Annotated in this window: 14 protein-coding genes; 3 read left to right on the top strand and 11 right to left on the bottom strand. The window is 53.1% G+C overall.

Annotated features, from left to right (window positions below):
- Positions 1-123 precede the first annotated feature (123 nt).
- The 4 genes from efp to K2F33_RS17915 all read right to left on the bottom strand — a co-directional run bounded on the left by efp (position 124) and on the right by K2F33_RS17915 (position 2,886).
- Complete coding sequence (efp, locus tag K2F33_RS17930; protein WP_076170004.1) at positions 124-681, bottom strand: elongation factor P; 558 nt, start codon at positions 679-681, stop codon at positions 124-126.
- 40 nt (positions 682-721) lie between these two features.
- Complete coding sequence (locus K2F33_RS17925; protein ID WP_076170003.1) at positions 722-1,798, bottom strand: M24 family metallopeptidase; 1,077 nt, start codon at positions 1,796-1,798, stop codon at positions 722-724.
- 50 nt (positions 1,799-1,848) lie between these two features.
- Positions 1,849-2,295 (bottom strand): type II 3-dehydroquinate dehydratase, encoded by a 447-nt coding sequence (aroQ, locus tag K2F33_RS17920; protein ID WP_263878181.1) that lies wholly within the window; start codon positions 2,293-2,295, stop codon positions 1,849-1,851.
- Positions 2,296-2,376: 81 nt separating this feature from the next.
- Entirely contained in the window at positions 2,377-2,886 is a 510-nt protein-coding gene (locus tag K2F33_RS17915) for a YqhR family membrane protein (RefSeq protein ID WP_240913293.1), read from the bottom strand.
- 129 nt (positions 2,887-3,015) lie between these two features.
- Between K2F33_RS17915 and K2F33_RS17910 the strand changes: the two genes are divergently transcribed.
- Positions 3,016-4,011 (top strand): DUF1385 domain-containing protein, encoded by a 996-nt coding sequence (locus K2F33_RS17910; RefSeq protein ID WP_263878180.1) that lies wholly within the window; start codon positions 3,016-3,018, stop codon positions 4,009-4,011.
- A 6-nt stretch (positions 4,012-4,017) separates the two neighbouring features.
- A complete protein-coding gene (locus K2F33_RS17905; RefSeq protein WP_076170000.1) occupies positions 4,018-4,338 on the top strand; it encodes an MFS transporter in 321 nt (106 codons plus the stop codon).
- Between the two features lie 88 nt (positions 4,339-4,426).
- Here the strand turns inward: K2F33_RS17905 and K2F33_RS17900 are convergent, their stop codons facing one another.
- The 3 genes from K2F33_RS17900 to mntR all read right to left on the bottom strand — a co-directional run bounded on the left by K2F33_RS17900 (position 4,427) and on the right by mntR (position 7,699).
- Positions 4,427-5,347: a patatin-like phospholipase family protein gene (locus tag K2F33_RS17900; protein WP_263878179.1), complete on the bottom strand. Its 921-nt coding sequence runs from the start codon at positions 5,345-5,347 to the stop codon at positions 4,427-4,429.
- 79 nt (positions 5,348-5,426) lie between these two features.
- Positions 5,427-7,010 carry a family 10 glycosylhydrolase gene (locus K2F33_RS17895; RefSeq protein ID WP_263878178.1) on the bottom strand — a complete coding sequence of 528 codons (1,584 nt, stop codon included), beginning with the start codon at positions 7,008-7,010 and terminating at the stop codon, positions 5,427-5,429.
- Positions 7,011-7,273: 263 nt separating this feature from the next.
- A complete protein-coding gene (mntR, locus tag K2F33_RS17890) occupies positions 7,274-7,699 on the bottom strand; it encodes a transcriptional regulator MntR (protein ID WP_076169997.1) in 426 nt (141 codons plus the stop codon).
- A 202-nt stretch (positions 7,700-7,901) separates the two neighbouring features.
- Here mntR and splB point away from each other — a divergent pair, with 202 nt between their 5' ends.
- Positions 7,902-8,972 carry a spore photoproduct lyase gene (gene splB / locus K2F33_RS17885; protein WP_263878177.1) on the top strand — a complete coding sequence of 357 codons (1,071 nt, stop codon included), beginning with the start codon at positions 7,902-7,904 and terminating at the stop codon, positions 8,970-8,972.
- On the opposite strand, the gene K2F33_RS17880 is transcribed toward splB, so the two are convergent.
- From K2F33_RS17880 to K2F33_RS17865, 4 genes are all read right to left on the bottom strand, one after another.
- On the bottom strand, positions 8,969-9,682 hold the full coding sequence (locus K2F33_RS17880; RefSeq protein ID WP_076169995.1) for a cytochrome c biogenesis CcdA family protein: 714 nt from the start codon (positions 9,680-9,682) through the stop codon (positions 8,969-8,971). The genes splB and K2F33_RS17880 overlap by 4 nt on opposite strands.
- A 13-nt stretch (positions 9,683-9,695) precedes the next feature.
- Positions 9,696-10,499 carry a metal ABC transporter permease gene (locus K2F33_RS17875; protein WP_076170170.1) on the bottom strand — a complete coding sequence of 268 codons (804 nt, stop codon included), beginning with the start codon at positions 10,497-10,499 and terminating at the stop codon, positions 9,696-9,698.
- A 57-nt stretch (positions 10,500-10,556) separates the two neighbouring features.
- The gene (locus K2F33_RS17870; protein WP_411829678.1) at positions 10,557-11,264 is read right to left on the bottom strand and encodes a metal ABC transporter ATP-binding protein; all 708 of its coding nucleotides are present in this window, start codon (positions 11,262-11,264) and stop codon (positions 10,557-10,559) included.
- Positions 11,265-11,341: 77 nt separating this feature from the next.
- A complete protein-coding gene (locus tag K2F33_RS17865; protein ID WP_076170168.1) occupies positions 11,342-12,301 on the bottom strand; it encodes a metal ABC transporter substrate-binding protein in 960 nt (319 codons plus the stop codon).
- Positions 12,302-12,424: the final 123 nt, after the last annotated feature.

Genomic DNA, 12,424 nt, shown 5'->3' with positions numbered 1-12,424 from the left:
ATAATACGAAAGTACGCCCGATTGTTAATGTTTTTTCATGGGATTATACAAAAAATCCTCCTTTCGGAAGGAAAGGAGGATCGGCTTAGCCCTGTCGGGTGTTAAGCAATTCTATCGCCGGCTTTACGCGCGGGAGATATATTTGCCTTCACGGGTATCGATCAGAAGCACATCGCCTTCATTGATGAACAAAGGCACCTGAACGTTCAGGCCTGTTTCCAGCTTCGCGTTCTTCGTCGCCCCTGTAGCCGTATTTCCTTTAATGCCCGGCTCGGTTTCAACAACCTTCAGCTCGACGCTGGTCGGCAGGTTGATTCCGAGAATTTCGCCTTGGTAGCTGACGATGTTCACGTTCATATTCTCTTTGAGGAAGTTCAGTTCCCACTCCAGCTGCTTGCTGTCCAGCGTGAACTGGTCGTAGGTTTCGTTGTCCATGAACGTATGCTCTTGACCGCTTGCATACAGATAAGAAACGCCGCGGTTTTCGATGATGGCACGGCCGATCGTTTCACCTGCGCGGAATGTGCGCTCAACGGTGTTGCCGTTACGGAGGTTTTTCAGCTTCGAACGTACGAAGGCTGCCCCTTTACCCGGTTTAACGTGCTGAAAATCGAGAACGGTAAAGATGTCGCCATCGACTTCCACCGTCAGACCTGTTTTAAAATCGTTAACTGAAATCACTGAAATGCCCTCCTAAAGGTTTAAGTATATATTGCATTTATCACGCCGGTAATACGGTGAAATCTTTAGACGAATGCGTCAAGATCACAATTCCCGTCTCCGTGATCACAATATCGTCTTCAATGCGCACGCCACCGAGACCCGGCAGGTAAATTCCCGGTTCCACGGTCACGACCATACCCGGCTTAAGTACATCGTCGCTCAGCTTGGACAGGCGAGGCATTTCATGAACCTCCATGCCGAGGCCGTGCCCCGTGCTGTGGCCGAAATTGTCGCCGTAGCCGTACTTCGTGATGATATCGCGTGCAAGCGCGTCCGCTTCGCGGCCGGTCATCCCCGGCTTGATGTTCTGAAGTGTGTGGAGCTGGGCTTCCAGCACAATGTCATAAATTTCTTTAAGCTTCGGATCCGGATCCCCGATCGCAATCGTCCGCGTCAAATCGGAGCAGTATCCGTCAAGCAATGCGCCGAAATCGAACGTGATGAGCTCGTTTCCGGCAATCACCCGTTCGCTGGCAACGCCGTGCGGCATGGCGGAACGTTCTCCGGATGCGACGATCGTATCGAAGGAGGATGAAGTGGCACCGTGGCGGCGCATGTAAAACTCCATCTCCAGGTCGACTTCCCGCTCCGTCATTCCCGTCTTGATAAACCCGAGAATATGCTTGAACGTATCGTCGGCCAAGTCCGCCGCTCTCTGCATCACCTTCAGCTCTTCTTCATCCTTGAAGATACGAAGCTTCTCCACAAGGCCGGAAACCGGCACGAGCTGGATTGGCTTAAGCTGCTCCGCGTAAGCGGTGTATCCGGCAAAAGATACGTCATCCTGCTCGAAGCCAAGCTTGCCGATGTTTGCGGAAATCAGCAGCTCCTTTACCGTTTCCGTTACCTTCGGCCCGTGCTCGACGATCGTAAATCCCTTCGCTTGCTGCGGTGCCTGGGTCATGTAACGAAAGTCGGTCAGCAGGTACGCATCATGTAAAGTGATGAGGACGTATCCCGATGAACCGGTAAATCCCGTCAAATAGCGGCGGTTAATGGAACTGGTTACAAACATGGCTTCCACATTGGATTGCTGCATCGCTTCACGCAGCTTGTTCACTCGATTGATGCTCATCGTTACACTCCTCTCTCATGTACAGCTTTCCCCAGGGAAAGAGGCAGCGACTACTGTCCCTGACTTTCCAAGTGGCGCAGCAGTGCCAACATGCCGAGTTCATAGCTGACAGCGCCGAATCCGGCAATTTGACCTACGGCCACGGGAGCAATCACGGAAGTATGGCGGAACGTCTCCCTTGCGTGAATGTTCGACAAATGGACTTCCACCGTCGGAATTTTAACGGAACTGATGGCGTCCCGGACGGCATAGCTGTAATGAGTCAGCGCGCCCGGATTCAGAACGATGCCGTCGGCATGACCCAGCGCGGCGTGGATCCTGTCAATGATATCTCCCTCATGGTTGGACTGATAAAATGTGACGGACACGCCCAGGGCCTCCGCTTTCTCAAGCAGGCCTTCTTCAATCGACGCAAGACTTTGAGAGCCGTACACGCCAGGCTCCCGGAGTCCGAGTAGATTCAGGTTCGGTCCGTTGATCACCCAAATGGTTCTCAAAATGGTATTCCCACCCTTTGTCGTCAAATAACCATCTGCTATTTTAACATAGGGGATGTCTTCTTGAGAAGTTTTTTTGCTCTAGTGCGCCTTCGCCCTGCCGGGTTCCCGTTTGCGCTCATCCGTAAATTCGAAAGCCGCCGTGTATCCGATGAACAGTCCCCACAGCAGGTACAAGCAAAATTCGGTGATGATCGTGTTCCATGTCAGATGGTTGAGACGATTCATCATACCGAGTGCGGGACCCGCCACAAACAGAACGGCCCACCAGCAGATACCGTATACGATACCCGGCCACGGACCGGCCAGCTTCCGGAACAGCAGCGTATAGATGACGGCCGCGACCATGGAAAACGCAATAAAAAAGAGCCAGCCAAGCAGATCTCCTGACCCGCTTTTCAAAAAAGAATGCTTGAAGAAAGGCTCGGCCAAAAAGGCCGGGATGACGATCGTGAACCGCAGCCAATGGAAAACCCAGTGGACCGCCCCCCAAAGCAACCCGGCAAAAAAGCCGAGCTCCAGCGAGAAGCTGAGCGGATTGGTATGGCCAGTATTCGTATGCTGCCGGATGGCAGCTCCCTGTGAACTCACTTTGAATATCACCCTTTTTGTTTTTCTTAGTATGTTCATTTGGGGCCGGGGCTAATCCAACTAGAAATCGCACGGGAAATTCGTTACAATAAAGGCATCACAACTAATCATTCGGGGAAGGTGAATTGTTTGTCGGAGCAATCCAAAACGGTCAGCTACGGTGGCCAAGCCGTCATTGAAGGCGTTATGTTTGGCGGTAAGCACGTCAATGTCACCGCTGTGCGGCGGAAGAATCAGGAGATTACATTTTTGGAGGTGCCGCGCGAGGATAAGCCTTGGGTCGGCAAATTGCGCAAAATCCCTTTCCTTCGCGGTATTGTCAGTATTATAGATGCAAGCGCCAAAGGTACGAAGCACCTGAATTACTCGGCGGAATCCTACGCGGATGACGAAGTGGAGCCGGAGGAGCGCGCCAAGCAAAAGCAGAAAGAAGAATCCGGCTGGAGCTTAGGGATGATTATCGGCGTTGCAGCGGTCGGCGTGCTTTCGTTTCTCGTGGGCAAGCTGGTGCTGACGCTGGTGCCTGTATTTTTAGAGGATTTTATTTTCGGCAAGATGTTTGACAACTATATCCTGCATAACCTTATAGAAGGCGGCATTAAACTGCTGCTGCTGCTCGTTTACCTGTGGGGCATTTCCCAGACCCCGGTGATCAAGCGGTTGTTCCAGTACCATGGAGCGGAGCATAAGGTGATCAGCACTTATGAAGCGGGTGAAGAACTGACGGTAGCCAACGTGCAAAAGCACAGCCGTCTGCATTACCGCTGCGGCAGCAGCTTCATGATGCTGACGATCGTCCTGGGCGTACTGATTTATTCGCTCGTTCCGTGGGATAATATGACGCAGCGGGTTCTGCAGCGGATCATTCTGCTCCCGGTCGTCATCGCCATGTCGTTTGAGTTTCTGAAACTGACCAACGCGCTTCGCGACGTACCGGTGCTGCGGTATCTCGGTTACCCAGGCCTTTGGCTTCAGCTGTTGACGACGAAGGAACCGAAGGATGACCAGGTTGAGGTGTCCATCGCCTCCTTCAACCGCATGCTTGAGCTTGACGCCCAGATGGAGAAAGCTCCCGGGGCGGAACAACCTGTGAGAAACGGAGTCTTGGATCCCCTGAAAGGATGAGATGACATGAAAAGGCAGGCTGTAATTTTCTGGATTGCCATTGTACTGGCAGCCATCGGACTGCTCGGCAACATTTTGTTTGGCGGTGCAGGATCGCTTATGAATTTGCTTGTGCCCTTGATCGTGTTCGGTGTGGTTTTCCTGCTGTACAAATTCCCGCCTGCCCGTTACAACAAGCGGCCCAAGGTTAAGCCGTCCCAGCGGACGATGGAGAAATACAATGCGTCCAAACGCGGTCAATCTTCGGCCAAGCGCAAAAATTACCCTTTCCAGGTGATTGAAGGCTCAAAGGGTAAGAATGACGATCAACAACCGAAATACCACTAAGCGCAGTTTGAACATATCAAAAACAAGGCATTCGCTGGTCCTCCTTCTAAAGGAGGACCAGCGAATGCCTTTTATTTTTTCTTCGATGTCACGGCTTCCAGCCCGCAAAAAACTTTTTCCCTGCCTGCATGCCGGACTCATACAGCTGCTGGCTTTCTTCCGGAGTAATATGAAACTGCGTCGTTCCGACGCCGAGAGTCGGAATTTTGATCGTCCGGAAACGGTTTTCCTGCTCGATGTACCGCTCATCATGAGCGGACAGCATCGTTTCAAACATCGCCTGCAGCATGCTGAGAGGCCCGCGGATCAGATGCGGCTTGTTCGTCGTCCTGCCGACCATTTGGAATCCGATCGTCGGAACCGGCTTCTGCCCGGACCCTTCCGCAGCGTCGTCAAAGAGCCACAGCGGGAAGTTGCTGAGCAGCCCCCCGTCTACTATATAGACAAACTGGTCAACGAACGATTTTCCCCTGGCCGCTTCGCCTGTCATTCTCAGCATGACCGGATCAAAAAAGTAAGGAATGCTCGTACTCATCCGGATGGCCTTGGAAACCGCAAACCTGGACGGGTTGGCGCCCAGCTTGCCCAGGTCTTCGGGAAGCACCAGAATGCGCCCGTTCGTAATATCCGAGGCGATGATCATCAGCTTGCCTTGGGGGATATCCGCAAACGTCTTGACCCCTTTGGCCGCCAAAATATGGTGGATCCAGACTTCGAGCGCTTCTCCGGAATACAGCCCTTTTTTCAGAAACAAACGCGCGGCGGGTCCGATCACTTTGGTATTGAATATCGGCGCGCGGTGAAGAAAGGACTCAAAAGGGGTCGTTTTCACGATCTCGCTCATCTCGTCGGCCGAAAACCCTGCCGCCAGCAGCGCCGCCACAATGGAACCCGACGACGTACCCGCCACCCGGTTAAACACAACGCCGGCTTGCTCCGCAGCCTTGACGGCCCCCGCCAGCGATATTCCTTTCACTCCGCCGCCCTCGAACACCGCGTTGACGATCATTATAAAACCCCCGTGTCTCATTATCCCACAGTAAGATATGAGCACGGGGGGTCATTCATGACAATGTTCTATGAATTTATCATTGCTGGTAATAGGCGGTCAGTGCCTGAACGATGCCAAGTGGATTTTTGATCAAATCCTTGGCGCTGTAAAAAATGCTGCCTTTGACTGCGTCGTATTTGGTGTTGTATTGAAGCTGGTTGATGATCTCCTGCGCCGACTGCCACCCAGCCTCGGCAGTTCCCAGCTTGTACGGGGCATGGCCGATATAGAGATCCACGCCGGTGCCCTGCACTTCTTGCGCCCACCAGTCGACGAGCTTGTCGTACTGGGCGTTCTTGAAGGACATGCTCCAATAAATTTGCGGTGCCACGTAATCGATCCAGTGCTGCTTCACCCAGGTTCTCACATCCGCGGACATGGAGTCGTACGCCGTAACGCCCGCTTTGGTATCAGAACCCGTCGGATCGGTAGACTGGTTGCGCCATACGCCGAACGGGCTGATGCCAAACTGAACGGCCGGCTTGGATGCATGAATCGACTGGCCCAGCTGCTGCACGAACTGGTTAATGTTATCGCGGCGCCAATCCGCTTTGCTCAAGCCCTGCGTATTGTATGTCTTGAAAGCAGCATCATCGTTAAACGTTCCGCTCGACGGATAGAAATAATCGTCCAGATGGACGCCGTCTATATCGTACTTGCTTACCACTTCCATCACGACATCGATAATATGCTGTCTAGCCTCCGGAATACCCGGGTTGATGATCAGCTGGTTATTGACGGATACGACCCAGTCGGGATGCTGAACCGCCACGTGATTGGCCGCCAGCTTGCTTGTGGTCGTATCCAGATTCGCCCGGAACGGATTGAACCAGGCATGGAACTGCATCCCCCGCTTGTGGGTTTCCTCGATCATATACTGGAGCGGATCGTATCCCGGATCCTTGCCTTGGGTGCCGGTAAGCACCTTCGACCACGGAACCAGGTCCGACGGGTACAGCGCATCGCCGGCCGTCCGAACCTGAACGAACACCGCGTTCAGCCCCATGGCCTGCAGCTTGTCGAGCAGAGCGGAATATTCCTGCTTCTGCTGCTCGATTTTGCCGTAAGAAGACGTTGTCGGCCAATCCAGGTTGTACACGGTCGAGATCCAGGCTCCCCGAAGCTGGCCGGAGCTGCTTCCCCCGCCCTCAGCAGGCGGCTCGGTAGGTATGTAAGCACTTGATGTTAAGGTAATCGTTCTTGCCACCTGGTCCCAGTCTACCTGCAGACCGAGCTGTTCGCCGACAAAACGGAGAGGGACCAGCACGCGGCCGCCCCGAAGCTGCACGGAGGCATCAAGGGCGACAGAGGCTCCATCCACCAAAGCCGTCTTTTTGCCGCTGGTCAACGTAATCGTATGACCTCCGCCCGAAATATCAGCGGTTTTCGCACTTTGTTTCCATGCGACGGCCGCCCCCAGCCCTTCGCTGATCACGCGGATCGGAACCATCGTCACATTCACTTTTGGCATGATGTACGGGGGGATATCGCTGACCAGCTGCTTCCCGTCCAGGACCATCGTGATGTTGTTTGCAGCCTTCGCCTGCTGCCCCGTAAACGGAATCAGCAGCACCAACAGCAGCGATGCCACGATCCACCTATGAAACTTCCGAAACGCCATTCTACTAATCCTCCACTATTGATAGATTTGCGGGTAAAAAAATCGGTCATTCGCGCTCTATCTAGAGATCACTAGCCGGCATCAGACAACCTTGAAATCATGATCTGCTGAATAAAGCGCAAACGACCGATCGGGCAGAAAAGCTGTAACCTTTGCTGCGTGTGCAATCCGGGTTTTGCCAGTCTTGGCTCTTAAAATTACCGGATTACGTGCTGGGAATGAAAGAGGCACCTGTCGTTTGAGGGTGCGGACAGATGCCTTGTTTACGAATCGCTGACCAATTCATTATGAATGTTCCGCAGCTCCTCCAGACGCTGTCCATCCCGGCGGAAATACTCCACCAGCGTCTCGATACGCGTTATGGAATCCCAGCTTAAGTGATGCTCGATGCCTTCGACATCTCCATAAATATTTTCCTGCTGAACCCCGATCATCGTCAGGAATTCCTCCAGAAGCTGATGCCGGTCAACCAGGCGTTTGCCCATTTTCTTACCTTTGCTAGTCAGAACAAGGCCGCGGTATTTTTCATAAATCAAATATTCGTCCTTGTCCAATTTCTGGATCATTTTGGTAACGGATGAGGGATGAACCTCCAAGCCTTCGGCAATGTCCGAAACACGCGCGTATCCCTTCTCGTCAATCAATTTATAGATACGCTCCAAATAATCCTCCATGCTGGGCGTTGGCATTATATTCCCTCTTTTCTGTAATAAACGTCAATCATCTGGCCCGATTACCTGCTCTTGTAATGATACATGTTCTCAAGAGGACTTGGCAAGTCCTGCCGCCTGCCGCGCTTCCCATCCTGGTCAGTAATTGCCACGGGTTGCCCCTGCTACCCGCACACATACTAAACTGAAGCACCATATTTTCCGCGAAAGGAGCCGTTCTATGGGTACTGGCGTTAAAGAAAAGCCCAGGCGGACGCTGCGGCCGACCAAGCCGTTTGTCCCCGATCTTGTTTATTTTGAACCGGATGCGCTGAACTATCCCAAAGGCCAGCACATCATGGAATGGGTCAAGTCCAAAGACATCCCTTACCGTATGACCAGCTCTCATAACCGCATCACCAATTTACCAGGCGAAACCGATCAGGAAAAATACAGGAACGCCAAACGAACGCTCGTCGTCGGCGTGCGGAAAACGCTGAAGTTCGACCAGTCCAAGCCTTCGGCCGAATACGCCATCCCAATCTCAACCGGGTGCATGGGTCACTGCCATTACTGCTATCTGCAGACGACGCTCGGGGCCAAGCCCTATGTCCGTGTCTATGTCAACACACCCGATATCATTGGCGCTGCCAAGCAATACATTGAGGAACGCGCGCCGGAAATCACCCGGTTTGAAGCCGCTTGTACATCTGACCCGGTGGGACTGGAGCATATTACGGGCTCCCTCGAGGAGCTGATTACCTTCATGGCTGGCGAGGAATTCGGCAGACTCCGGTTCGTGACCAAGTATCATCATGTCGATCCGCTGCTCCCGCTGAAGCATAACGGCCATACCCGCATCCGGTTCAGCATCAACTCGGACTACGTCATCCGCAACTTCGAGCCGTCCACGTCGCACTTCGAGGAACGGATCGAGGCCGCGGGAAAGGTCGCCAGGGCCGGCTATCCGCTCGGTTTCATCATCGCCCCGATCATTTGGTATGACGGCTGGCAGGACGGCTATGCCGAGCTTCTGAAGCGTCTGGCGGATACGCTCCCGGCCGAGGCAGCGAAGGATTTGACGTTCGAAATGATTCAGCACCGCTTCACGAAAACCGCCAAAAACATCATTGAGCAGCGCTATCCCAAAACCAAGCTGGAGATGGATATCGCGAGGCGCAAGCAAAAATGGGGACGCTGGGGCCAATTCAAATACGTGTACCCGGATGAACAGCAAAACGCCCTGCGCGAGTTTATCACAGAGCGGATTTTTGAGCACTTTCCGGAAGCTACCATCGACTACTTCACCTAAAACTTAAGCCATTCGGGCGTGATGGCCTGCAGCCAAATCGTAATTTTGGTCATTTGGTTCGTGAACAGCAGTACGCCCATAAACAGCATGAGCGCCCCGCCGATCTTCATCATCATCCCCGAGTACTTCACAATCCACTTGGTGGACCCGATGAAGAAGGCAAGCACAAAAAATGGAATGGCAAAGCCGACGGTATAGGCCGTAATTAGCGGAAACCAAGCACCGGGTTCGGTCGTTGCCAAAGCGATGATCGCCGCCAGGATCGGGCCGACGCAAGGAGACCATCCGGCGGAAAAGCCGATCCCGAAAATAAATGAACCTATGTAACCTGCGGGCTTGAACTTCAGATCCATCTTAAATTCGCGCATCAAAAAGCGCGGCTGAAAGATGCCGATCAGAAACAGCCCCATCAAAATGATTAACAGCGCCGACAGCTGGCGGATCAGATCCCGGTTGTTGTTAAAGAAGCTGCCGAACAAGCCGGCTCCGACCCCGAGCGTATAGAATACGGCGGAAAAACCTAAAATAAAGGCCAGCGTATGACTCATCGTCCGGTAACGGACTTCTTTTTTGTTCTGCTCCGTCTTCAGCGTCTGTACCGACATCCCGGTAATGTAAGAAATGTAGGACGGATACAGCGGCAGGCAGCACGGAGAAATAAAGGAAGCCAGTCCGGCGAAGAAGGCAAGCCATATATTCAAGTTTGACAAGGACAAGTACCTCCTACGTTGATAATCCCTTCTTGCCCGCCATCGTCAAGATCAGCAGCGCAATCAGCAGCAGCACGATGGTTGCTCCCGGAGCCAGGTTCCAAACGCCGGCAATCACAAGTCCCCCCACAACCGCAATCTCCGAAATGACCACCGACAGGATGACGGAAGATTTGAAGCTTCTGGCGATCAGGAGGCTGATAGCGACAGGAATGGTCAGCAGTGCCGATACGAGCAAAGCGCCGACGATTTTGATGGCCGTGCTGATGACGAGGGCCGTCAGGACGGTGATCAGCATGTTCATCATGCGCACAGGCAGACCGCTTACGCTTGCGGCGTCTTCTTCAAAGCTCAGCAGAAAAAACTCTTTGAAAAAGAGCGTAATAACGACCACGACGACCAGCGTCACAGCCCCTACCACGTACAGATCCTGGGTATCCAGCGTATAAATGCTGCCGAACAAATAGCTCATCACATCTGTATTGTAACCCATCCCGAGTGTGAAAAACAAAGAAGCCAGCGCAACGCCGCCGGACATAATGATCGCTATCGACAGCTCGGCATAGCTTTTATAAGCTTTTCTGAGCTTTTCTATCGCAAAGGAAGCCAGAACCGCAAATACAAGACCTGCCCCCAGAGGATACAGATTAATCAGAAAACCGAGCGCCACCCCGGCGATCGTCACATGTGCAAGCGTGTCCCCGATCATGGACAGGCGCCGCAGCACGAGAAAAATGCCGATCAGCGGAGCGGTGATCCCGATCAGCAGACCGCCGGCCAGCGCCCTTTGAAAAAAATCACTGAGGATAATTTCTATAGCCAACAATAACGACTCCTTCGGATGCTTTTAATATTTTGTAAACGATCGTGCTTTTTATGACAATGAGTGCTGCAGGTCCTGAACCTCGCAGTCCTGAATCTCATGGGAATGTCTGACGAAAAATTCGATCTTGCCGTTCTTCTGCTTCGGCTTCTCGCCCAAATATCCCTCGATCATGTCCATATCGTGCGACACCATCAGCAGCGTCATATGATGATGCCGGTGCATGTGGGTAATCAGCTCGAAAAATCCGGCCTGCGTCTCCGCGTCAATGCCCACCGTAGGCTCGTCCAGGATGAGCAGATCCGGGTTGTTGATCAACGCCCGCGCCAGGAAGGCGCGCTGCTGCTGACCGCCGGACAGCTCACCGATCCGTTTGCCGGCGATGTCTTGAATCCGCATCACCTCAAGCGCATCGTCACACTGCTGCTGCATGTGTCTGTTTACCCGGCGGAACAGGTTTTTGTTATTGTACAGCCCGGAAAGAACCACCTCGCGAACAGTAGCCGGGAACAACGGGTTAAACGAATTTTTCTGCGGGACATAGCCTACCCGCTCCCAGTCTTTGAACCTGCGGATCGGCTGGCCGAACAGCCGGATGCTGCCCTGGCCGCTGGGCAAAAGGCCGACGATCATCCGAAGCAGCGTCGTCTTGCCCGCCCCGTTGGAGCCGATAATGCCGACAAAATCGCGTTCTTTTACGGTAAAGTTCAGATCGTTGATGACCTTTTGGTCCCTGTATGAAAAGGAGATGTTCTCCATCTCGATAATCGGTTGATGACAATCGTCAATCATCGGCGTAAACATGCGAAATCCGCCTTTCTGTTAGCTGCTTCATTTTATTGTAATGCGAGAATGAGATTATGCAAATTTTTGTCCATCAAGGTAAAATAGTCGTCGCCCTTCTCCTGCTCCTCCTGTGTCAGTCCCTCGAGGGGATTCAGGACGGACACGGTCGCTCCGGTCTCGGAAGCCAGCGTTTTGGCCAGCCGGTCGGAGACCAGCTCTTCGAAAAAGATATATTTGATTCCTTCCGACTTCACCAGGTTCGACAGCTCCACCAAATCGCGGGCCCGGGGCTCGGCATCCGGCGACAAGCCCATGATGGGATGCTGCTCCAAGCCGTAATCGCGGCACAAGTAGCCGAAGGCCTGATGGGATACGACGATTTTGTGATGCGGAACCTGCGCCAGCTCCGTCTCGAACTTGCGGTCAAGCTCCTGCAGTTTCCGGCTAAGCTCTGCGTACCGCGCTTCGTAAGCCTGTGCATGCTGTGGATCGGCCTCCACATAGCTGTTCTTGATGTTCTCGGCCATAATGATGGCCGATTTCGGGCTGACCCACGTGTGGGGGTCGATGTGATGCTTGTGCCCGGTCCCCATGCCCTCTCCTTCGAGATCATGCCCGCCGTCCTCTTCGCCTTCGATCAGCTGGATGCCCTGGCTGACCTCAACGGCTTTCACCTTGGAGTCCCGGTTCAGCCCTTTCAGAAAATTCGGTACCCAGCCTTCGAGTCCGGCCCCGTTATATAAAAACAATTGCGACTTGGACGTGTTCACAATATCCTGGCTCCGCGGCGTCCAATCATGCGGTTCGACGCCTGCCGGCAGTAGATTGATGACGTTGGCGTCCTCGCCGCCGATTTCCTTGGCAAACTCATAAATCGGATAGAACGTCGTCATGACATTCACTTTATCCGGATCCAGCTGTGCGTTCCCTGAGTTATCGCAGCCGGCAAAAACCAGCATGGCCATCAGAAGAAACGAAGGCGCCAGAATCCGCTTGATCACATTTCTCATATTCACAGATGTACGCTCCCACTAATCGTAACTTTTACTAATAAGATTATGAATGGGCTTATTTTATTTGTCAACCTTGGGTGCAAAATTAACAGAGGAAAGCGAACGATACCTGCCGTGGAG

The organism is Paenibacillus sp. PSB04, assembly GCF_025809195.1.
GTDB classification, from domain to species: Bacteria; Bacillota; Bacilli; order Paenibacillales; family Paenibacillaceae; genus Paenibacillus_AQ; species Paenibacillus_AQ favisporus.
The sequence above is the reverse complement of the archived record's forward strand: the minus strand, read 5'-3'. Positions and strand labels throughout refer to the sequence as shown.